Genomic DNA, 23034 nt, shown 5'->3' with positions numbered 1-23034 from the left:
ATATTGCATTACTATAATCCATCGGGCTCTCGAAATCTGGAGGTCGATGATTCCCTCTTAATCGAGAGTCGTTAATATGAAATTTATTTGGCAGCTATGACTTAATGAATCTACGAACATCTAACTTTTTACTGCTTTCATTGGTTGTATTTATCCTACTGACACTCCTCTTCTGGAGAATCAACTTCTCGATTAACGAACAATTAACAACGACACATCAGAAGTATACCATCACGGGGATGCCCCCAAATCCCCCTTTGGTAAAGGCACAGGACTACCCTCCTACTACCGAGCAGGCTAAAGCCCAATGGGAATGGTGGCGTCGTATGATGAAACAGGATAGAGGCTTTCAATGGAGAATGCCGATTTCTTTTTATGGCAAGGTGCTTGATCAATTTGATGATCCTGTGAGTGATGCCAAAGTTAAACTTCAGTGGTTTTCATATGGGCAGGTTCCGGGGAGCGGACGATCTCTACTGACGCTAATGGATTATTTAGTCTAGAGGGCGCATATGGCAAAGGCATTAGTATATCAATCTATAAGAAGGGTTACAATATTCGTCGCGATGGTGGGAGCAGTGGTAGTTTTGAGTATGCAGATTTTTCCCAGTCCCATTTCCATGTTCCTGACAAGCGCAATCCATATGTCTTCCATCTTCAGAAACTAATATCACCCGAGCCACTATACAAATACTGGAAAATGAGAAAATTGACGGGAGATGGGAATGAAATCTATTTTAAGTTGGCAAACGGAAACTTTGATGAGAGCGAAGAATTGTCTATCTCCGTTAAACAGGGCCCGTCACGAGAGCCTTGGGGCCCAGATCAAGTGCTTACGATTGCCATGACCAATGGAGGTGGATTAATTCGAGTATCTAATGATAATCCCGCCATGGCCCCTGATCACGGATACTCCCCATCGCTACAATTCAAACAGAATTTGTCTGATGCTAATTTTCGCAAAGATCCCTCTGTCTATTTATATATCAAAACCAATATGGGGCGTTATGCATGGGCACAAGTTAAGATTAAGCATAATGTAAAATGGCAACCACGGAGTGAGATTTTATATTATTATAATCCCTCTGGTTCGCGCAACTTGGAAATCGACGAAGCATTGTTTATAAAGAACCCGGACCAATGCGAGGGAATCAAATCTGAATAATTGATATTTTTTGGACCCTGCCGGTTGGGGAGACAACCGGGACAAGATGAACAGAAGCCAGATAACCGGAAAACAGGTTGCGTCACCGAACGGGGACGTGACGAGGCGAAGCTCGGTCAGATTCCACAAATCTGCCACTTGTAAAAGTAACATGTGAAGCTTCGGTTGATTGGTTGACAAACGAAGTGACAGGTAAACCGGGAGACCGAGTCGGTCCGGGCGAGTACAGCATGAAAGAAGAAGGAGGGCCATGGTTTGAATACGAGGGACTCACTGAACATGAGCGTCCCGTCCGCGATCCGCATGAAATCATGGCCTTCGTATCTCGTCTTCGCACTCGGGCTCTGGGTGCACTTGAAAGTGATTCCATGCTGCCAAACGACATGATCGGGGTAAATATGAATGGCTCCGCGGGCTTCGGATTTGAACGCTCTCGGATTGATCATAGTGGACAATTCCAACGGGATATTCAATATATGTATGAAGATGGAGCGGGGAAATCTTGGACTGATCATCAAAGTAGGCCAAAATCACTTTATAAGTCTTTGATGGAGCACCTGAATGTTTCATCTGGCATAACGTCAGCACCATGAAGAAGTTATTTATATTGGGAATGGTTGTTATATTGGTTGGTTTTTTTGCTGTATATTTCCTTGTTGGAGGGAGAGATGCTGAAGAAACACCTGTAGCAACAATAGAGTCGCCACAGAAAACTGTATATGTTGTTAGGGGAATGCCTCCGGATCCTCCCTTGGTAAAAATAGAAGGTTTTCCGACGACAGAGCAGGCCAAAGCTCAATGGAAATGGTGGAGTCAAATGATGAAGAAAGATATAGGCTTTCAATGGAAGATGCCCATGGCTTTTTATGGTAAGGTACTTGATCAATTCGATAATCCTGTAAGTGGTGCTAAAATTGATCTTGAATGGACTTCCGATGGATATGTCCCCAAACGCACTGTTTACACAGATGCCAACGGATTATTCCGTCTTGAGGGAGCACATGGGAAAAGGCTTACCGTATCAATTCATAAGAAAGGTTACAATATTCGGCGTAATGGAGAAAGTGCAGGAAGCTTCGAGTATGCCGATTTTTCTAACACCGTTTTTCATGTGCCGGATAAAAATAAACCATATATTTTTCGACTGCAGAAACTTGTGGATCCGGAGCCATTGTATCGAAGGATAAGCGAATTCAAAATCAAGCCAAGCCAATCTGTTACAATGGATGCCATGCGGGGAAAGGTGGAGCCACTGCCAATGGTGATTAACATGGAAAGAAACCTGTCATCTGATGAAAAGCAGGCGTCCTATACATTTACAATCAGACTGGATGATGGCGCAGGACTGATCGAAACCAAAATGGATTATGTGATCGGAACGTTGGCACCTGAAGCGCAATATCAATCGGAGTATGTATATAGTATTCCAATGAGAAATGCGTATGGCTTCTCTACAGGAGTTATGTTTTTTGTCAAAACACCAAGCGGTAAATATGCCCGTATGGGCATAAGTTTTCTGGTCGGCCGCGATGGAGAGGGCAGGGGATCCGTTACAGTTGTCTACAATCCTTCTGGATCAAGAAACCTGGAATCAGATGAGTCTTTGATAATGGAATGATGTGGAAGTTTAATAATTAAATGTCTGTACGCCCACTCAGTCTTTTGATGATTTTACTGATTATTCTGACCATATCGGCTTTCGTCCTCTTCCCGGAGAAGATTGCAACTAACGGATTGGCGACAGGAGCACCGCAAAAGACTGAATATGTAGTTACAGGGATGCCACCCAATCCCCCGTTGGTGAGAATAAAAGACTATCCCCCAGCGACAGAACAGGGCAAAGCCCAATGGGAATGGTGGCGTCGCATGATGAAGCAGGATAGAGGATTTCAATGGAAAATGCCAATATCATTTTATGGCAGAGTGCTTGATCAATTCAATGATCCTGTGAGTGGCGCAAAAGTAAAGCTTCAATGGTCTTCTTACGGACAGGTTCCAGAACGAACAGTCTATACCGATAATGATGGTTTATTTAGCCTAGAAGGTGCACAAGGGAAGGGGATTAGTATATAAATTCATAAGAAAGGTTACAATATTCGGCGTACTGGCGAGAGCGGAGGTAGTTTCGAATATGCCGATTTTTCTCAATCGCACTTTCATGTGCCAGATAAGAATAATCCATATATTTTCCGACTACAAAAACTTGTAAATCAAGAACCATTGTATCGAAGGATAAGCGAATTCAAGATTAAACCAAACCAATCTATTGCAATGGATGCCATGCGAGGAAAGGTAGAGCCATTGCCAATAGTGATTTCCATGGAAAGAAAACTGTCATCTGACGAGAAGCAGGCTGCCTATAGTTTTATAATCAGAGTGGATGATGGTACAGGCCTGATTGAAACCAAGACGGATTATGTAATTGGAACGCTGGCACCTGAAGCAGAATATCAATCGGAGTATGTACATACCATTCCAATGAGAGATGCCTATGGCTTCTCTACAGGGATTATGTTTTTTGTCAAAACACCAAGTGGTAAATATGCACGTATGGGCATAAATTTTCTGGTCGGCCGCAATGGTGAGGGTAGGGGATCGGTTACAGTTGTCTACAATCCTTCTGGATCAAGGAACCTAGAATTAGATGAGTCTTTGATAATGAAATGACGTAGAAATTTTGAAGGGCGCGCTCAATATTGCCTAACACAATGAAGAGGATTTACTACCAATATTTCAGATCGGAAGCAAACAAAGGAAAATTAACATTCTTCGGCCTGACCCGAATGGCGCTAAGTTAGGGCATCTCTCCGTTGAAATCCAGTGAGATGAACCTGCAAGCCAACCATAGCATGGCGAAGACCGGCATGCCAAAAGGGATGAAGAGACACTTTTTTCAGCTTCTCGGCTACGAACCTTCCATATGTTTCGGATCAAATCTCGCCTACATCAAACTGAACATCCCAACGCCTTGCCTGCCACGTGGCGCTTGTTCCTGTTAACCACTCGAAAGACCTTCGGCCTCTTTCATCCGAAATGCCTCCGATATAACTCCGGTAGAGATGCGACTGCAAAAGTTATGGAAATGAACGTCATTCACGTGAAACGCCTCCCTGATAACCGCAAGTTCCTTCGATGATCACGGTGCGGCGATAGTCACGCCTTCCTTTTGCAGCGCCCTTCGCAGCGTGCGTGCGAACGCCAGCGCGTGCGGTCCGTCGCCGTGCAGGCAGACGGTGTCGCCGTGCAGGGCGAGCCAGCTCCCCTCCAGCGTGCGCACACGCCGCTCGCGCAGGATGCCGAGGACCTGCGCGCACATGTCTTCAGGCGATTCGATCAACGCACCCGGTTGATCGCGCGTCGCAAGGGAGCCATCCGCCCGGTAACGGCGGTCCGCAAACACCTCCGCGCAGACCGGCAGGCCGTGCTCTTCGGCCAGCCGGGCAAGGGCGCTCGACGGCGGCGCGAAGATCAGGACGGGGTGTTTCCGGGCCACCGGCTCCCGTCCATCGCCGGGTAGCGGAGAATCCATGACGCTGGCGATGATTTCCGCGGCGATGCCGGCATCCGCCGCCGCCTGGTTGTAGAGCGCGCCGTGGGGTTTCACGTGTGCCAGCGGTACCCCCTCGGAATCGCAGATCGTCGCCAGCGCGCCGACTTGGCGTGCCACGAGAGCGCGCACCTCGCCCGGGGGCAGGTGCAGCGCCCGCCGGCCGAAATGTTCGCGGTCTTCGTAGCCGGGATGGGCGCCGACACGTACCCCGCGGGCTTTGGCGGCGCGCACCGTCCGCAGCATCGTGGCGGCATCGCCGGCGTGGCCGCCGCAGGCGATGCTGGCCGAGGTCACCCGTTCCAGCAGCGCCTCGTCCGCCGGGCTGCCTTCGCCGAGGTCGGCGTTCAGGTCCACGCGCAGGTTCAGGCTCATCGTCCCCCCCGTTTCCAGGATACAGCCATCCGCAGGCGCGTCAGCCGGCCGGTCTGGTCCAGCCAGGCGCGCTGCGCCTCGGTGACGGAAACCTCGACAAACTGCACCGCGCCGCCCGGCCTCGTCTGCACCAGCCGGGGCAGATCCGCCGAAATCACGTGGGCGATTTGCGGATACCCGCCGATCGTCTGCCGGTCGGCCAGCAGCACGATCGGCTTCCCGTTGGGCGGCACCTGCACGGAGCCGGTGACGACCGGTTGCGAAATCATCTCGCGCGGCTCGCGCAGGGTCAGCGTCGGCCCGTCGAGGCGCATGCCCATCCGGTCGGTCTTGCGGGTGATCGCGAACGTCCCGGTCACAAAGGCCCGCCGCGCGCGCTCGTCGAACCAGTCGGCCTGGACTCCGCGCACGCAGCGGATCACGACCGGGCTGTCCCGCGTGGCGTCCGCCGCCTTCGTCACCGGCACCTGCTCGGCGGTGCTCCATGTGCCGTGGGCAGGGAGACCGCCGGGCGGAGCGCACCAGGGGATCTCGTCGCCGGTTCGCAGCGTGCGGCCCTGCCAGCCTCCGAAACCGGCGCCGAGATGGGTGCCCGCGCCGCCCAGAATCACCGGCACCTGGAGACCGCCCGCCACGGCCAGATACGCGAAATTGCCCGCCGTGAAACGCCCCAGCTCCAGCACTTCGCCGGCCTGAACCCGCCATGGCCGCGCTGTGGCCACGCCGGCAATCCGGGCTCCGGCCAGGGCGACCACGGCCTCTTGCGAAAAATGCAGGCGCGGGCCGGACATACCCAGCTCCAGCACCGGAGCGTCCTCCGGATTTCCCGCGAGGATGTTGGCAATGCGCGCCGAGATCGCATCCATCGCCCCGCCGGGCGTCACGCCGATCGACGAATAACCCGGCCGGCCCGGGTCCTGCACCGACGTCAGCGAGCCGGGCCGCAGCACCTCGATCACGCCGGCCGGCGCCTCCTGTTCGCTGCCTGACGAACGGGACCGCCCCGACGCGCGCCCGCCGCCGGCGCGTGTTTCCGGTGGCGGGGTGGCCATGGCCAGGGCCTCGCTTTCCGGAATCGCCGCAAACCGCACCCGGTCCCCCGGTTCGAGCAGGGTGGGCCGGTCGGCGGCCGGATCGAACAGGGTGAGCGGCGTTTTCCCGATAATCTGCCAGCCGCCCGGAGTGGCGGCCGGATAGATGCCCGTCTGCCCGCCGCCGATGCCCACGCTGCCGGCGGGCACGCGCGCCCGCGGACTGGACCGGCGCGGCACATGCAGCTTCGCGGGCAGACCGAGCAGGTAGGGAAACCCCGGTGCAAAACCCACCGCCGCCACCCGGTAGCGGGCTTCGGTGTGAAGCGCCACCACTTCGTCGGGGGACAGCCCGGCATGCCGCGCCACGGCGCCGAGATCCGGTCCTGCGTCGTCGCCGTAGCAGACCGGCACGAGCACTTCGCGTCCCGCCGGCAGGGATTTGGCCGAGGCCGCTTTTTTCGCGAGAGGCGTTACCCAGGCCCGGACGACCTCCATCGGCGTGAGGTTGCCCGTGATCGCAATCCGGTCCGGCCGGAACAGGACTGCGACCGACGTGACGGCGGTCACGATATCGTGAACGCCCGGGAGCAGGTTGGCCCGCAAGGCCTTGGCCAGCGCCAGCACCTTGGCCAGCGTCGGCTCGTCGGCACGGTCTCCCGGCATGACCAGCAAGGCGGAATCTCCCAGAGGCTCGATCGACATGCCGGCGAGCAAAACGGTTTCCGGGTGCCGGCACAATGAAGGATGACAACCGGCCCCCCCCCCGGCGCCCGCGTTGCCGTGCTGAGGGATCGAGTTTTTCGCGGACGGTCTCCTGGGTAATGCGGCAAGCTGCCCTGCTTTCGGTTCGACCACGGATGGCCTGGGGCGGCTGTGCCGCAACCGAAGGGAGAAGAATGGCCACGAAAAACACGAAAAAACACGCCGCGCATGAAATCCTCCATCGCGCTTATAAGCGCGCGGGAGATTCTCGCCGGACAGAAGGAAATTTTGTGTTTTTTGTGGCCATCCCGGTTTGAATCCGGAACGCATCGACACCGAGGGAAATCATGCGCTTCCACGCACGATTTCTCAGGATAGCTTTACGGATTTCCGGAGATTACACGGAGGGCAAGTTGCCTTTCCGGGACCGGCAATAAACTCCCTGCCTTTATCCGGTTTTATCCGTGTAATCCGTGGTCAAATGAATCCGGTCCGGACGCGGCGGGCGGCAGCGGACGCAGCGAGTCCGCATTACCCGAGGCGGATCAGTTCGGCGGTGGGCGGCACGTCCTTGATGATCTGCGACGGCTCCGGTCCGACGCCGAGGTAGCGCAGGTTGGGGAGTTTTGCCGGGTCGTCCGGGAGCGTCTCGCCGTGATACGCGACTTCGAGCAGCGTGCGCATCATCGCGGCGACGTAGCGCTGCGCGTTTTTCGGCAGGTCGGCAAAGTGGCGGATCCTCGAAACGTCCTCGCTCCAGCCGGGGTGTTGCGAGTACACGGGGCGCAGCGTCTTGCGCACGGCATCGTTGCGCGGCACGTGGTGGTAACGTTTGCCGGCGGCATCCTCGTAGGCGGTGGCGATGAGGAGGTCGCCGGACCAGTCGCCCTGGTGGGTGAGGGCGTCGAGCTTGTTGATCATCACGTCCTGGAAACCGCCGTAGCGGAGGGCGTCGCCCTTTTCCACGGCGTCGTACCAGCCGACCATGCGCTGGCGGCCGGTGGAGGTGCCGAATTCGAGTTTTTTCAGGATGACGGCGAGCGGGTGCGCGTCGTCCATCTGCGTGATGAAGGTGTGGGTGCCGACCTTGGTGTCGTACGCCTTGGCGACGCCGAAGGTGTGGATGGGCTGCACCGGGATGCCGGCGCTCTGGAAAAACTCCGGCGTGAAGGTGTGCGAGGCGGTGACGTTGGGCGAAAAACCGTGGCGCTTGTCGAGCCAGTAGGCTTGACCGAACTCGCCGATGACGGTGCGCCCGGCGCGGACTTCGCCGAGGATGAGTTCGCGGACTTCGCCGATGTTCTGCGCGAGGCGGCGGCCGGCGAGCCAGTACGTTTCGGTGAGTTTTTCGAGGTCGAGCGTGAAGGGGGCGGCTCCCCGGAAAACGGTGAAATCGAACTCGGCCTTTTCGAACACGCCGAGCTCGATGGCTTCGGCATTGGCGCGCAGTTCGGCGGCGGAGAGTTTGTCGAAAAACCCGGCAAAGGTGACGGCGCTCGTCCGGCAGACATGTTCGATGATGCGCAGGGCGCGGTCGGCGCGCTGCGCGAGCTTGCGGGCAAAATCCTCGCGGGGGCCGAGGAAGTCGGCGTACGTGATCTGCCACTGTCCGGCCTCGTCGAGGTAGGCGGGCGTGATGCCGCGGCCGGTGGAGCCGCGCGGTTCTTCGTGGATGACGCCGGTGCGGTAGTCTTCCCACGCGAGGTCGAGCAGGCGGTGGGTGAGGTCGGAGACCATGGCGCGCTCGTCGATGAGGAGGCGGGAGAGGACCTTGTAACCCTTGCGTTCGAGAGGCTGCGCTTCCCACCAGGCCTTGCGCGGATCGGCGACGACGCCGCTGCCGATGGCAAGGTGGCGGATGCAGCCTTCGACGACGCCGGCGGGCAGGAGGTTGAGCTTGATGCCCGCGGCGGTGTGGCCGGAATTGGCGCCGCCGTTGACCTTGAGGACGACACTGACGGGGCGGGGCGTCTCGCGCAGCTCGTGGACAACTTCGGGAATCAGGCGGCCCTTGCCCTCGTCACCGAGGGAAATGCCGACATCCGCAATGAGCTGACTGGAGAAAGGAGAGAGAGACATGATGGCAAACGGCCTAAACAAACGGTCCGGCGGCGGAGCGGCAATAGCGGAATGGGGGGGGGCGGCCCGGAGCCTTTCGGCTTTCCGCGCCGCCGCGCTTCCGGCATTTCCTCCGCCATCCGATGTCCGGTTCGACGCACAGATCTCCCACGCTGCAAGATATCGCCGATCGCACCGGCTTCAGCCGGTCGGCCGTGTCGCTGGCGTTGCGCGGGCACCCGAGCCTGCCGGCGGCCACGCGCGACGCCATCTGCAAGGCAGCAGCCGCCATCGGCTACCGCCCCAATCCGCTCGTCGCCGCCCTCATGGCCCAGCTTCGCGACCGCCGCCGGCAGACGGCCTCCCGCCGCGAGACGATCGCGGTCGTCCACCGCCATCCGGCCGGGGCGAGGCGCGCCAGTCCGTCCAATTACTACTACGTGCTCCGGAAGGCGCTCCTGCGCGAGGCCGCCGCGCGCGGGCTCGATGTGGACGAGTTTCATCACGAACGCGGCCGCATGCCCGATGCCCGTCTCAGCCAGGTGCTTCTCGCGCGCGAGATTCACGGAGTCGTCCTTTTCCCCGGCTCCAGCCCCGGCGATCCCGGACTCGAATATCCCGACCTCGACTGGCCGGGCTTCACGACCGTGCTTATCGGTTCCCGCACCTGCCGCCGCGAGTTTCATCAGGTCGTGGCGGACCATACCTGGAATATCGATCTCGCGCTCGAGCACGCCCGTACCGGCGGCGCGCGCCGGATCGGCATGGCCGTGCCGGAAGCGCAGGACCGGGCCACCAACCACGTGTGGGCCTCGCGCTTCCTCCTTTACCAGAACGGCATTTCGCGCCGCGACCGTGTGCCGCTGTTTTCCCCGCCCGGCAGCACGACGCTTCCGCCTGCGTTGCTGGTCGACTGGGTTCGCCGGCATCGCCCGGAAGTGATCCTCATTTCCGGCAGCGGCGTTCGCGACCATCTGGCGGCGGCCGGCATCCACGCGCCCCGGCACGTCAGGCTGATCAATCTGGCGCAACGCGGGGAAAAGGATCTCGCCGGCATCAATCCGCATACCGAAGAGGTGGGACGCGCCGCCGTCGAATTGCTCGTTTCCATGCTCCAGGCCAACCAGCGCGGCCTGCCGGAGTTTCCCCGCGTCATCTCCGTCAAGGGCCGGTGGGCGCCCGGAGCATCCTTTCCGGAGTCCGCCGGGAGCTGAAGCACGGGAGAATTCGGCTTGCCGGAGCGGCGGCGTCCCCGCCGCCGGACGCGCGTCAGCGCGCCTTCCGATCCTGCGGGGTTGCAGACCTGTACGCCCGCGTTGCGGGCACCCGGCCAGGTCTGGCCTTCCGCTGCGCTTCAGGCCGCACCCTCCGGCGGCGAGGACGCCGCCGCTCCATACCTCGGGGGTTGCCTCCGGGGTTCTTTACTCAACGGGTGCAGTGGAAGGGGGCTTGTCGGCCGGGCCCGGATTGCCTCACGCTCGCTCCCGCTCCTCCCGCCCGATCCATGTGCTTTCCGCTTCATCCGTCACTATCCCTTGCGATGCCTGTTCTTCTGGCCGCCCTCGCGTTGTCCGTAGCCTCGCCGGGCGCGGCCCCGCTGCGCGCGGACAGCCTTTCGTCTGCTGCGGATCGTGAGGGGACGGAGCCGGCAACTCCTGCCCGGGCAACGACGTTGCTCGAGGAAAAGGCCTGGCTGGCGATGCGCGAACGGCGTTTTACCGAGACGATGCCGGCCTTCGGTGCGGCGACCGGAGCCCTGCCCGCCGGGAGTGAAGTGCCGCCTGCGCTCGCCATCGGTCGTGCCGTGGCCCTGCTCAACACGCAGCCGCGCACGCGCGACAACGTGGCCCGCGCCGACCAGCTTCTGGAGGGACTCGCCGCCGCACCCGATGCCACCGCCCCGTTTGCCCGCTACCTGCGTGCCCGCATCGCCGAAGTCCACCTGTTCGAGCCCGACCTGAAACTCGCGGCCGCGCGTTACCAGGCGCTCGTCGACGATGCGCCCTCGCATCCCGCCGCGCAGGCTGCCGTGCCCCGGCTGGTCGCCCTCCGCATTTACCGCCTCGGCGACGATCCCGCCCGCGTGCTCGCCGGGCTCGAGGCGCGGGAGCCCGCGCTCACCGATCCCGCCGCCCTTCGCGACTATCACCTCGTGATGGCGCGCAGCTACCTCTTTTTCCGGATCTCGCCGGACCTCGCGCTCGCCCATCTTCTCCGGGCCGACGAGGCCGGCATGATCGTGCCGGCCAATTCCGCCTCCGTGCTCGCCAGCATCGCCGAACTCGCCCGCGAGCAAGGCCGCACCGACACCGCCCGCGCCGCCTGCGAGCGGTTTCTCGAAAAACACCGGCGCGACCAGCGCGTTTACATGATCCGCCGGCAACTGGCGGAGCTCGACGGCGCGCCGGCAATCGCGGCGCCAGCGCCGGCCGCGTCCGCATCTCCCTCCGTTGTTTCCACCCTTTCCACCCGATGAAACGCATCCTTCCCTGGATCGGCCTCTGCCTGTTGCTCGCGGCCTTCGCGACCGCCGCCCTGCGTGTGTTCAACCGGGCGCGCATCTCCGCCGACGGGGCGGCCGCCGACACCGCCGTCATCCATCTCCGCTTCGCGCACGTGACGATCCACGAAGGCATCGTGCGCTCCTACGACGACGCCATCCGAGAGTACGAGCGGCTCAATCCCGGCGTGCGCGTCGAGCAGATCCGCGTGCCGCTCAAGCTCTGGGCCTCGTGGCTGCGCACGCAGATGGTGGGCGGCACCGCGCCCGACATCGCCGACATGGACCGCGGCCAGGCCGACGAGTTTCTCGCGCGTTTTTTCCTGCCGCTCGACCCGTGGACCGAGCAGCCCAACCCCTGGAACGCCGGCACGCCGCTGGAAGGCGTCCCCTGGCGCGACACCTTCATCGACGGCCTCGTCAGCGCGCCCGCCTACCGCGCCTCGTTGCAGCAGGTTTACGGCATTCCCCTGACCGTCGGCACCGTGCGTGTCTTCGCCAATGCCGAGCTTCTCCGTCAGATCACCGGTTCGGAAGAACCTCCCCGCGACTACGCCGCATTCATGGAGCTGTGCCACCGCATCCGGGACTACGCCCGCGAGCGCGGGGTGCCGATCGTGCCCGTCGCCGGCTCGCAGACGCACGCCCTGCCCATCCTCCGGCATCTCTTCGCCAGCCAGACGCAGAAGCTCGCCTTGCAGATCAACCCTTACCAAAGCCTCGCGTTCTCCGCGCGCGACGTGGCCCTGGGCTACCTGCGCGGCGACTGGAACTGGAGCCGCACGCCCGCCGTCATGGACGGCGTCGCCATCATGGGCGAGGTGGGCCGGCAGACGGTCGAGGGTTTTGCCCAGCTCCAGCGCGAGGACAGCATGTTTTACTTCACGCAGCGCCGGGCCGTCATGCTCGCCACGGGTAGTTGGGAAGCGGATACGGTGATCACACAGACGCCCTTCCGGCTCACGGCATTCACCGTGCCGGTGCCGCTGCCGGAGGATCCGCAGTTCGGGCGCAATGTGCTCGGCCCGGTCTCCGAACTCGGCATCCCGCCGGGCAACGCGATGGGCGTCACCCGGGCCTCGCTGAACGCCGACCGGGCGGTGGATTTCCTGCGGTTTCTCACGAGCCAGTCCGTGTCGCAGCGGGTGATGACGGAGTCCAACCGCCTTTCGTCGGTGGTCGGGGTGACGCCGCCGCCCGGTCTCGAGGTGTTCGAACCGTTGTCCGACGGCTGGCCGTCGGGATTCTCGTGCGAACTGACCGGCGTGGCCGCGGGCGGCCCCGGCGAGTGCTCGCGAATCTATCGCGGGCAGCTTCACGAGCTGGTGGGGCCGCGCGGCTCGGCGGAAAATTTTGCGCGTGTGATGGACGAACTGTTTCCGGAGGCGGTGCGCGCCGACCTGCGCTCGGCCATCCGCGACACGAGCCGCAACAGCCGGGCCGAGGACGGCGTGCTGACGGCCTTCTGGCTCGCGCCGGGCGAGGGCGACGACGCGCGCGCCAGCCGCCTGCGCGAGGCGCAGACGCTCCGCGAACTCGAGGCCGCGCAGATGGAGTATGGTCTGAAAAACTGGACGCTGTCCGCGGAGCGGCGTCGTCCCGGGCCTTGAGAATACGGATTACGATGCCGTTCAGGGTTGTGCCGGCTGGCTTTCCGGAACAGCCAGCCACGGTTCTTTCAGGCCAGCTTCCACGCGCCAGCCGAGCCATTTGGCAGCCTGCATTTCCATGCGCAGGGGAACCCCGGTATCAGCACCAGGCGGCAGACGCAGCACAAGGTGCTGCGGGTCTTCGAAGGGAGCCCCCGTATCATCCCAGTCATTACCAAGGGAACGACCCCGGCGGGCATGTGCAACGACCCTGCCTTGGGGGTCCAGCAATTCCACTGCGGCAATTGATCCGGGATCGACGAACCGCCAGTCGAGGGCGATGACGATATCCGATGCCGGTGTCGCCGGCATGATGTCGAAACGGACAAATCCGTTACCATGCCGATGCTGGCGGAAGAATAACCAGTCGTGCGCTGCCAGCGACACGTCCGCGTGGGTAACGGAGAGTTCCGCCTGGGCATCGCCGCCACAATGCAGGATCAGGCGGACGTCGGAAGCGAATGGTGGCAGCGGCGGCAGATCGAGAATCCCGAATTTCGGACCGGCAAGGGAGCCGGCAGCAAGTTCCACGGAGGGAGGATTGCCGGAGGTGAGCCGATAATCCAGAACGTCGTCGGACGCGTTTTTGCCGGCGCGAAATCCGATTTGTTTGTAGAGCCGGACAACGGTCGGAGAGGAAGCGCCGGCTCCGGGGTGGATACGGAAGGTGAGGGCGGCGTCATGCCGGCCGCCGGCGCGTCCCGTGAGGAGGGCAATGCCTGCCGGATGCGCGGGCGTGAGCGGCGAGAGCGGCACGCCAAGGCGATCGGCCTGCCAGAGCCAGGCGGCCCCGCGCACGGCGTTTGCGCCCATGCTGTGCGCGCCCATCGCCTGCACGGGAAGCAGATCGGCAAAAGCATGCAGGTATGCGGGATCGCCGGTGCGGGCCGCGAGCGCGGCGGCAGCTTCAAAGATGAATTGCGAACGGTCCTCGCCCACCGTTTCGAGCAGATTGCCTTTGGCGACAACATCGAGGAGCTGGTGTCCATAAGCTCCGATGCGGGTGTCGAGCGCCGGCGAACCTCCGGTGACGGAACGCCATTTTTCCAGGGCCATGATGTTGATGCCGGCGTAGTAGGTGCCGGTCTCCATGGGGACGTCGTGGGAGAGATGCGTTTCGAACGCCGTACGCAGGATCTTGTAGTGCGTCAGTTCGTACAGTTCGGCGAGATGCAGAAGGACACGGGCGCGTTCGCGTCCGGTGTAGCGGAGCTTGTGGCGCGAGAGAAGTTCGGCGGCGGTGCCGCGGGCGGCTTCGAAGGAGCGCCTGTCACCGGTGAGCAGATAATGGCCGATGAGGCCGGTGATCCAGTAATGGCCAACGTGCCAGTGGCCTGTGGTGTGAAGACCGGCAGCATGCGTCTGGATCCATTTGGAATTTTGGGAGGCATGCAGGATGGCAACATCGCGAAACTGTCGCGCCATGACAGCGGCACGGCGAAAAAGCGCAGGATCTCCGCTACGCAGGTACTGCATGAAGAGGGCTTCGATCAGCGAAGTCTCGTTGTTCTTCCATCCGCCGGGCGAGCCGGCATCGCCAAAGTCAAACCCTCCCGTGGTGTCCTGCCGGCGGACATCGCGGGCGAAGGCGGAGAAAAACTCCCGCAGGGGACGCTCGAAGAGGGGGAATTTTTCCATCGCTTCGTCGGAAGTGAGCCAGGGACCGCCAAAGACTCCGGTTTGGGCGACATGGGCAGGCCCGGGGAACACTCGCAGCGGGTTGGCGGCGCGAGCCTGGACGGCGGACCAGCCGGAAGGCGGTGCCAGGACGAAGCGGAATGTCTGGCTGATGCCGAAGGGAAGTTCGACGCAGGTGGCGTGGCGCGGCGGCTGGGCGTAAACGGTCACCCGGCCCGGACTCCACGCGATGGCCGCGGGGTTCATGTTGTCGAAATCGGCCACGGCAACCGCGACATCGGGAAACCGGACGGCGCCGGTGGCCCGGACATTTTCCCGCCGCTGTGACGTGACACCGGTGTCGATGACGAGATCGTAGCGGCCTTCGCCGAAATACTGGTGCAACTGGGTGAGGACGAGGCCGCCATCGGGTGCGGGCAACGCCAGTTCGCCGCCGGTGGCAAGGGCAACCCGGACGGGATCGGCGCCGGTCCTGCCGGCCGGGGCGACGGGAGAAACGGGCAGCGTCAGCCCGATGGAGCGAACGGCGAGATGCGAGACGTGTTCCTGCTGCTCGTGGCTCATTTCCACCTCGAGCATGTCACTCCCGGCGAAGGCGTGAAAACGGCCGTCCCAGGCGACGCCGAGAACCCGTTTCCCTCCGGCTTCGAGAAGGCGTCCGCGCATGCGGATGATGGCATGAAACGGGCCGTTCCTTTCGATTTCGACGATCTCCGGGGGCAGGGCATCGGAAAGAAAACGGCGTCCGTCGAGGGTGGTCAGCTCGAACCCGGGAAAGTTTTCTCTGGAAATGCGCCAGACGCGACCGTTCAGATTCAGGGTGATCGCCCCGGTCTCTTCCGTGGCCAGCGAGGGGGCGACGTGCGACCGGAAGGCGGGGCCATAATGGAACCTGTAGTTTCTCCTTTCATACGCAGCCAGGGAGGCGGGAAATTCCACCAGCACGGAGATCGCGCTGCCATCGGAGGGGCGTTGCGCGAGGATGGCCGTTTGTGCCGGGATGACCGTGCCGGAGGAATCGGTTACCTGAAACGTGGAGGAGTCGAAAACCTGTCCGGGAGCGAAGGGAATGCCACCGGAGGCGACCTCGTTGTGGCGGACCAGGCCGTCTGTTTCGGAAATCGTGAAGGGCACGCTGCCGGAGGGAAGGATGACGGGAGGGGGAGGAACGGGGTCTTTTTCGGGTGAAGGTCCAAGCCAGTCGCGCAGCACCTGGCGTTCCTCACGCACGGTTGTGAAAGCGGGCATCATCGAGGTGAACGCGCCCGGTCCGGCGCGGTCCACCTCGAGTTGGGCGGCGTCGATCCAGACATCGCCTTTGTCGGGCGTGAGCGGCCGGACCCATGTCTTGAGCAGGTGCACGCGAATGTGGCCCTGGTCGGTCTCTTTGGAGACATGGAGGGGAACGACGAGGCGTTGCCACCCGGGAGTAAGGGCGAGGGTGCGGCGTCCGGTCGCTCGCGGGCCGACTTTGTAGTGGTCATCGAGTGCGAAGACCTCGAAGCCGGCCTCGACCTCGACACCCGGCTTGTCGCTGCGTACGTAAACGGAAAACACAGCGTCGCATTCTCCGGGGAAATCGCGTGCGATCCGCCAGGTAAAGGGGCGGGGGCCACTCAGCACAAGCGAGCGTTTCCCCTCCCGGGCCTGGTCGGAATCGAAACGCCATCCGGCCATTTCGCCGAAGTCGCGCCGGTCGCTGCCGGAGGGCAGGCCGAGTTCGCGTGGTTCGGCACGAAGCTCGAATCCGCCGTCGGCCAGCCAGTTGCCCGCGGGGAACGAATCCCTGGCGTGGGTGACCGCCGGGGCGGTTGCCAGTCCGGCAAGGGCGAGGCCCAGCAACGATGCGTGTGGAAAGAGCATCCTGAAATGTGTTTGTTTGCGCAGGCTCAGGAGCGCCGATGGTGACGAAGACCGGCAACGCACAACGCGAATATGCCGAACATCAGCGCCCAGGTCGAGGGTTCGGGGATGGGCGCAATGGAGAAACTTCCGGTCAGCTCTCCGATACTCAGCACGCCGGAAAGTCCCGACTCTCCAAAATTGATGTAGGACAGTATGGCTCCCTCGAAGGCATTGGCGCCGGTAACGGAAAGGAGACGGGTGTAAGTCTGATCGAAAACTCCCGTGTTCTGAAAATCGATCACGAAGGTGGCCGGACCGGCACCGTCCTGTGTCAGGTCGCCGGAAAGGCTGAGACGTGCGTCGGCACCGAGGTCGAATCCGAGGATCGCGCCGCTTTCGAACGACGCGTCATGCAGGGACAAGGCCGCCCCGGCCACAAAGGTCGCTCCGTTCGCAACCGCGAGATCGCCATCCGCCGCGAGACTTCCGGTGACGGCCAGCGTGCCTTCATCCACCCGCGTGCCGCCGGTGTAGGTCAGAGCGCCGGAAAGCGTCTGTTTCCCTTCGCCCGTTTTCAGAACGGCCAGCGTGCCGCCTGTGCCGTCGACAAGAATCGTGGATGCGGTGAAATCGGCTGCGGCATCGGTATCGATCCTGAGCGTGGCGACATTGGCGCCGGTCGAAGCGATGCGCGATCCGTAGAGGGTGGCCGCGGTCGATCCAGCGGTTTGCGTCAGGCCGTTGACGGTCGCCGTGCGGCTGTAGCCGGCTGCGTTCGATGCGTTGTTGATGAGATAGACATTTTTGGTGTTGGTGCCGCCAAACGTAACCAGCCCCAGGCTGTAGTCGTTTGTTACGTTGAGGCGGATGCTGGCCTCCGCCGTGTCGGAGGCGCCCATGTTGAGATTCGCAATGGACAACGAGTTGAGGCGGCGTCCGCCATCGTTGCGTCCGAAGTAAAAATTGCCTCCGCCGGTGTTGGTGAACCCGAGCGTGTTGACCGTGAGGTTGAGCAGACGCCCGGTGTTGTAGTCCATGAAGGATACACTGCTGCTCCCGTTGTTTTTCTTCAGTTCGCCACCGATGCCCAGTGAGTGGGTGCCTGCGGTGTTGATGGAATTGAATGAAATATTACGTCCGCCGTCGGCGGTCACCGTCATGTTGTTGACGGCATATGCACCGTTGAGGGTGATGACCGGAGAACCACCCGTGATGGTGAAGGTGACGTTGGCATCGGCTGCGTTGGGCACGCCGCCTTCGGCAGGACTCCATTTGGTGGAGTCACCCCATGTCCATTCGGGATTGCCCGTTGCATCGGCAGTCCATGTGTGATCGTCGGCGGAGGCCTGATGAGCGGACAGGAAGGCGGTTACGATCAGGGTGCCGAGACTGGAGAGGCGTAATATTTTCATGAGCTTTGAGTTGATGGATCCGGATTACGGGGAGGAAGCGGATGAGGGGCGGATATTGGTCGTAACCTCGATGCCGGTGATCGTGAATGCTCCGGGGAGGTTTCCCGAGCCGAAGACGAGGGAGTCGAAGATATGTGTGACGGGGGCACCGATGCGGTCCGTGTTACCGATGGCGAAAGGGGTTCCGGCGACCTCGCCGGAAAATTTCAGACCGGCGGACGTCCGTTCGATGATCAATGTAACCGGTTGCGACCCGGTGCCGAAGGCCGCGCCTTTGAATCCGACGATGCGATTGCCGCCGCTTGTCGTGAAGGTGGCGTTGCCTCTGGTGACGGTTTTGTCTCCGGGATCGCGGAAGAGATTGGTCTGTTCGGTGCCGCCGGTGTTGAGCGTCACAAAATATCCCTGCGCGCTGTCCCCTGCAGGGTTGGTGTCGGGGTTGTGGGGAAAGAGCGTGGCGGGGTCCTGACGGCTGTCATAGAGGCCGAGGCGAAGCGCGCCTCCGACGTTGGCAGGAGCGCTGTCATAACGGATCGTGAGCCGGAGCATCACACGGTCACCGGGTACCTCGAGCGTCACCGGATCGAAACGCGTGTATCCGGCAGCCCACGCTCCGTTGACGCGAAGGCCGGGGCCGGAGCCCTGGAAAATATCGTTGTTGCCGAGATTACTGTAAACATTGCCCTCCGAGGTGGCGGTCTGGTTGGCCCGGGCATCCTTGACGGTGACCTGTGTCAGATCGTCGGCAAGAACCGTGCGCGCTTCCGGCGCAGCGGTCGCCGACATGGTTGCCGGAACGGCGAAAGCGGTCAATGCCGACAAGGCTGCGGCAAGCAAGGGAAGTTTTCGCGTGTACATGGGTTCCGGAAACAGGCGACGGAGAAAAAGCGTGAACGCAGAGGCAGAGTGGAGTGGTTACCAGGTTTTCTGGGGTTCTTTCAGGCCGACGGAGGCGACGTGGCCGTCGAAGAAGGCGCGGTTGCGTCTGGACCCATGCACGGGGGAAGGTGCCATTTTGTCATCACCCCATGAATACGACCATGACTTTGCAAGCTCGGCGTCCATGTCGGTGAGCATCCAGACCCGGCTCGGCGTCGGGATCGAGTGCAGGGGAACGGGACTGTTTTTGGGAGCGCTGGCGTCGGGGTTGCCCCACACGGTGCCGTCGTAGCCGGGGATGATATCGGAACGGGTATTGTTGGCATGGACGATGGCATTTTCCGAATCGGCCACGCCAATCAGGTCGGGACGTGCAACGGCAAAACCGGGACACACCATCACGGGGATCATGATGACCTCGTTGTTGATCATCGTGGTCTGGAACTGGGGTGCAAGGAACCAGGCGAGGCGTCCCTTCTTGTTGTTCTGCATGATCGCGGGGAAAACCTTTCCGTAAAGCGGACCGGGCAGGGTGTTGTTGCGTTGTTCGTTGGCGTGGAGGATTACGGCGAGGGCAATCTGGCGCATGTTGGACTGGCATTGCGCGGCGCGGGCGCTTTGGCGAACCTTGGCCGTCACCGGGATGATGATGGCGGCGAGAATGCCGATGATCGCGATCACGGTGAGCAATTCGATCAGGGTGAATGCCTGACGCCGCAAGAACCTCGTTATCGGAGAGTGCGGATATGAAGTTGATGAGTTCATGGGCAGGGGTGTTGTTTTTCCGAAGGCTGGGTGGCCTGCCGGATACTGGCAACGATCGGTTAACTTTATTGTATAATTGCGAAAAACCGGATTGGATTCCGGCATGTCTTCCGATGGTCAATCCGCAACCGGGACCGCGCCCGAAAGAACCCCGCCGTCCTCGTCCCGTCCCGCCGCCGTCCGCCCGCGGGTGTCGCTCAAGGACGTGGCGGCGGTGGCAGGCGTGACGAGGATGACGGTGTCGCTCGCCTTGCGCAACCATCCGTCGATCCCGCCGGCCACGCGCGAGCGTATCCGGATTCATGCGACACAACTCGGTTACCTTCCCGACCCCGAAGTGGCGCGCGTCATGGGAGAAATCCGCGCGCGGCGGCGCAGCCACCGGCCGACAACCATCGCCTGGATAACGGCGCACGAGCACCGCTACGGCTGGAAAAATCATCCGACCCACCTTGCCTATCACAACGGCGCCATGCGGCGGGCGGAGGAATGCGGGTATCATCTGGAGGAGTTCTGGCTGCGCGAGCAGGGCATGACGGCCCGAAGGCTCGGCAACGTGATCCGCAACCGCGGCATCAATGGCGTGATCGTGTCGCCGTTTCCCTGGGCACAACCGTTGTTCGACGGCTTTCCGTGGGAATTTTTCTCCGCCGTCGCGATTGGATATTCCATGATCCGGCCGCCGCTCTGCCGCGCCTGCAACCACCAGTTCCAGTCCATGCAGCTTCTCGTCGCCGAACTTCACCGGCGCGGCTACCGGCGGATCGGGTTTGCGATGGAGGAGGACCAGAACAACCGGGTGCGTCACAACTGGCGCGGCGGATTCATGTCGGATGCGGCGCCGCTGCCGGGCTGGCCGGTGGTTCCGTTTCTGTTGCACGCCGACTGGACGCGCGAGCGGTTCAGGAAGTGGCTGGAAGCGGAAAAACCGGATGTCGTCGTCACCGCCGGACCGGAAGTGGAGCGCTGGCTGGCGGAGCTGGGTCTGCGCACGCCGCGCGACATCGGGCTGGCCAATGTGGACCTTGTCCCCGTGATGGCGGAGCGCAGGATTACCGGTATCAACCAGAACTCGCCGCAGGTCGGCGCCGCCGGAGTGGATCTGCTGATCTCGCTGATGAATTCCAACGAGCGCGGCATCCCCCGCGTGCCGCGCATCCAGATGGTCGAGGGCGAATTCGTGCAGGGCAAGACCACACGGACGCGCAACATCCGGACCGGGGACGGCGCACCGGCGGCCTTCTGACCAGCATTGCGCAGGACTGCAAGCAGGAGGCCGTCGCGACTTTATTTGCGGGCGGCGTCGTCCCTGAACCGGTCGCGCCAGGCGCCGGGTGTCATGCCGAGCACGCGCCTGAAGACCTTGCCCATGCGATCGTGGTCGGTGAAGCCGGCGAGGTGGGCGATCTCGGGCGTTTTCTTGTCGGTTTCCTCGAGCAGGTGCCGGGCGTGTTCGAGGCGCTTGCGGATGATCTCGTCGGAGATGGAGTGGCCGACGTGTTTCAGGAACGCGTCGTGCAACCGGCGGGGGGACATCGGGATTTCCGCGGCGATCTGCTTGGCGACGATCGGGCGCGTGTAGTTGTCCCAGATGAGCCGGAGCGCCGAGGCGACGAGCGGGTGCTCGATGGCGAGAATATCGGTGCTGAGGCGTGTGGTGACGCCGCGCGGCGGGATGAGCACGGCCCCCGGCACCGTTTCGCCGCGCATGCGTTTCGCGAGCATGGCGGCGGCTTCGTAGCCGATCATTTCCAGATCGTCGTCGATGCTGGAGAGCAGGATGGGCGCGAGTTCGCAGCGCAGCGGATCGTCGTCCACGCCGAGGACGGCGGCCTGCTCGGGCACAGGGATGCGCGCGGCCACGCAGGCGTTGAGCACCTCGATGGCAAAGTCGTCGTATTCGGCAAAGATCGCGACAGGGCGGGGGAGGCGTGCAATTTGCCGGGCCAGCCAGGTCATGTCCACATTGTCCGTATCCGGCAACTTCAGCGAACGGGCCGCCGCCAGCCAGTCGAGCCAGTGCATGGAGTGCTTGCCGCCGGCCTCGCGGATGCGTGCGGCGAAGGCCTCGCCGCGGATCGTCTCGCCGATGGAGCCGGTGCGGCGGAAAAAGGCGAACCGCCTGAACCCGCGTTGCAGGAAATACTCCGCCGCCATGCGCCCGACCGCCACGTTATCGGAAGCGACTCGCGGCACGGCCGGGTGATCACGGTTGCCGATCTGCACGACCGGAATGCCGGCGTCGAGAATGGCCGCATCCGGCGCCGCGTCCATGTAGGCGCTGCAAATGATCCCGTCGCCCCGCCATCCGCGCGGAGGACGCCCCGAACGCATGCTGCTGATGTTGAGGCTCCAGTTGGCCTGCCGCGCGAAGCGCGCGATGCCCCGGTGGATTTTGGACGCGTACCAGCCGAGCGAAATCAGCACCGAGGGGCCGAGCCGGATGCGCCGCGAAGCATCCGACAACGGCACGCCGGGCGATCGTTTTCCGGTGGTGACGGGGCGTCCGGGTTTTCTTTCGTGGCGATGGGGAACGCCGGTGAAAGACGCGGACGCTGCGAGCGGGGGCATGCCGGATTTTCGGAGCATGGGAGTGGCAGGTTTCGAACTAGAAGGAAGTCCGGGAAACGTCATTTTCGGGCGATAATCTGGCAAGAGTTATCGTTTGAAAACGAGCAGTTCCTGTCGTCCGTTAATCGCATGTCCCCGCTACTCCATCGCTCTGTTGCCTCCTCCACGGCTTTCTTTCGCGCAACTGCCGTCCGCGGGCGGAACCGTGCGTTCACGCTGATCGAATTGCTGACGGTCATCGCGATCATCGGCATCCTCGCCGCGATCCTCATTCCGACTGTGGAAAAAGTCCGCGAATCAGCGAAGCGCGCCGCCTGCGTGAGCAATCTGCGCCAGATCGTCCTCGCCACGCTCGCCTACGGCAACGACCACCGGGGGCAGCCGCCCTACACGCAAAAGAAGGCCGACGGCACTCCGCTTCTCGACCGCTACCCGAATTCGCTAAAAGGCGCGGACGGCTATCTCGACTGCTTCGCTCCTTATATCGGACCCGGCACAGGCGCCTTGGTGAAAGTGATGTTCTGCCCCGGCGCAGCGACGCAGACCGCCATCTATGACCCCGCGCTCATGGCCTCCGAACCGCTCGAGAACATCCATAATATGAGCTACTCGTATTTCCGCTCGTCGAAGGGCTACGACACGGGTGGCTACAACGCCAAAAACCTTTTCTCCGACCTGAACAATCCCGAACCCGGATTCGCAATGTGGGGATGTCTCAGCAAATCGAATACCAATGGCACCATCGGCCACTACGAGAACACGGCCAATGCCGGCGATCCGGTCAAGGGCATGAATGCCGCCTGGGCCGACGGCTCGGTAAAGTGGGTCGATTTTTCCGACATGGAGCTCTTCTGCGCCGGTTTCTACTGGCCCAAACCCAAGGGGAAAAGCTGA

17 protein-coding genes are annotated in these 23034 nt (G+C 61.8%); 7 read left to right on the top strand and 10 right to left on the bottom strand.

Going from position 1 to position 23034, the window contains the following annotated elements:
- Positions 1 to 532: 532 nt before the first annotated feature.
- Together OPIT5_04845 and OPIT5_04840 are read right to left on the bottom strand one after the other, a co-directional pair.
- Entirely contained in the window at positions 533 to 655 is a 123-nt protein-coding gene (locus tag OPIT5_04845) for a hypothetical protein (GenBank protein AHF94086.1), read from the bottom strand.
- A 626-nt stretch (positions 656 to 1281) separates the two neighbouring features.
- Entirely contained in the window at positions 1282 to 1680 is a 399-nt protein-coding gene (locus OPIT5_04840) for a hypothetical protein (protein ID AHF94085.1), read from the bottom strand.
- 420 nt (positions 1681 to 2100) lie between these two features.
- On the opposite strand from OPIT5_04840, the gene OPIT5_04835 reads away from it, so the two are divergent.
- Positions 2101 to 2352 (top strand): hypothetical protein, encoded by a 252-nt coding sequence (locus OPIT5_04835; protein AHF94084.1) that lies wholly within the window; start codon positions 2101 to 2103, stop codon positions 2350 to 2352.
- Between the two features lie 1949 nt (positions 2353 to 4301).
- Here the strand turns inward: OPIT5_04835 and OPIT5_04830 are convergent.
- A complete protein-coding gene (locus OPIT5_04830) occupies positions 4302 to 5075 on the bottom strand; it encodes a LamB/YcsF family protein (protein AHF89659.1) in 774 nt (257 codons plus the stop codon).
- Positions 5076 to 5083: 8 nt separating this feature from the next.
- Positions 5084 to 6823, bottom strand: a complete 1740-nt coding sequence (locus OPIT5_04825; protein AHF89658.1) for an urea amidolyase — start codon at positions 6821 to 6823, stop codon at positions 5084 to 5086.
- Positions 6824 to 6942: 119 nt separating this feature from the next.
- On the opposite strand from OPIT5_04825, the gene OPIT5_04820 reads away from it, so the two are divergent.
- Positions 6943 to 7140: a hypothetical protein gene (locus OPIT5_04820; protein AHF89657.1), complete on the top strand. Its 198-nt coding sequence runs from the start codon at positions 6943 to 6945 to the stop codon at positions 7138 to 7140.
- Positions 7141 to 7354: 214 nt separating this feature from the next.
- Here OPIT5_04820 and OPIT5_04815 read toward each other — a convergent pair whose 3' ends face one another.
- Positions 7355 to 8902, bottom strand: coding sequence for an adenylosuccinate synthase (locus OPIT5_04815; protein AHF89656.1), 1548 nt, complete (start codon positions 8900 to 8902; stop codon positions 7355 to 7357).
- Positions 8903 to 9024: 122 nt separating this feature from the next.
- On the opposite strand from OPIT5_04815, the gene OPIT5_04810 reads away from it, so the two are divergent.
- The 3 genes from OPIT5_04810 to OPIT5_04800 all read left to right on the top strand — a co-directional run bounded on the left by OPIT5_04810 (position 9025) and on the right by OPIT5_04800 (position 12991).
- Positions 9025 to 10095: a LacI family transcriptional regulator gene (locus tag OPIT5_04810; GenBank protein AHF89655.1), complete on the top strand. Its 1071-nt coding sequence runs from the start codon at positions 9025 to 9027 to the stop codon at positions 10093 to 10095.
- Positions 10096 to 10421: 326 nt separating this feature from the next.
- Positions 10422 to 11357, top strand: a complete 936-nt coding sequence (locus OPIT5_04805) for a hypothetical protein (protein AHF89654.1) — start codon at positions 10422 to 10424, stop codon at positions 11355 to 11357.
- On the top strand, positions 11354 to 12991 hold the full coding sequence (locus tag OPIT5_04800; GenBank protein AHF89653.1) for a sugar ABC transporter substrate-binding protein: 1638 nt from the start codon (positions 11354 to 11356) through the stop codon (positions 12989 to 12991). The genes OPIT5_04805 and OPIT5_04800 overlap by 4 nt, the downstream gene beginning before the upstream one ends.
- Before the next feature lie 21 nt (positions 12992 to 13012).
- Here OPIT5_04800 and OPIT5_04795 read toward each other — a convergent pair whose 3' ends face one another.
- From OPIT5_04795 to OPIT5_04780, 4 genes are read right to left on the bottom strand one after another with little or no spacing between them, the layout of a single operon-like run.
- Positions 13013 to 16531: a hypothetical protein gene (locus tag OPIT5_04795; protein ID AHF89652.1), complete on the bottom strand. Its 3519-nt coding sequence runs from the start codon at positions 16529 to 16531 to the stop codon at positions 13013 to 13015.
- Positions 16532 to 16557: 26 nt separating this feature from the next.
- Positions 16558 to 17925: an autotransporter gene (locus OPIT5_04790; protein AHF89651.1), complete on the bottom strand. Its 1368-nt coding sequence runs from the start codon at positions 17923 to 17925 to the stop codon at positions 16558 to 16560.
- A gap of 24 nt (positions 17926 to 17949) precedes the next feature.
- Complete coding sequence (locus OPIT5_04785; GenBank protein AHF89650.1) at positions 17950 to 18783, bottom strand: hypothetical protein; 834 nt, start codon at positions 18781 to 18783, stop codon at positions 17950 to 17952.
- 57 nt (positions 18784 to 18840) lie between these two features.
- Positions 18841 to 19569 (bottom strand): N-terminal cleavage protein, encoded by a 729-nt coding sequence (locus OPIT5_04780; GenBank protein ID AHF89649.1) that lies wholly within the window; start codon positions 19567 to 19569, stop codon positions 18841 to 18843.
- Positions 19570 to 19759: 190 nt separating this feature from the next.
- On the opposite strand from OPIT5_04780, the gene OPIT5_04775 reads away from it, so the two are divergent.
- A complete protein-coding gene (locus OPIT5_04775) occupies positions 19760 to 20815 on the top strand; it encodes a LacI family transcriptional regulator (GenBank protein ID AHF89648.1) in 1056 nt (351 codons plus the stop codon).
- 41 nt (positions 20816 to 20856) lie between these two features.
- On the opposite strand, the gene OPIT5_04770 is transcribed toward OPIT5_04775, so the two are convergent.
- Positions 20857 to 22158, bottom strand: a complete 1302-nt coding sequence (locus tag OPIT5_04770; GenBank protein AHF89647.1) for an AraC family transcriptional regulator — start codon at positions 22156 to 22158, stop codon at positions 20857 to 20859.
- A 111-nt stretch (positions 22159 to 22269) separates the two neighbouring features.
- On the opposite strand from OPIT5_04770, the gene OPIT5_04765 reads away from it, so the two are divergent.
- The gene (locus tag OPIT5_04765; protein AHF89646.1) at positions 22270 to 23034 is read left to right on the top strand and encodes an N-terminal cleavage protein; all 765 of its coding nucleotides are present in this window, start codon (positions 22270 to 22272) and stop codon (positions 23032 to 23034) included.

This window comes from Opitutaceae bacterium TAV5 (assembly GCA_000242935.3).
Lineage (GTDB): Bacteria > Verrucomicrobiota > Verrucomicrobiia > Opitutales > Opitutaceae > Geminisphaera.
This window is presented reverse-complemented; position numbering and strand designations above follow the sequence as displayed.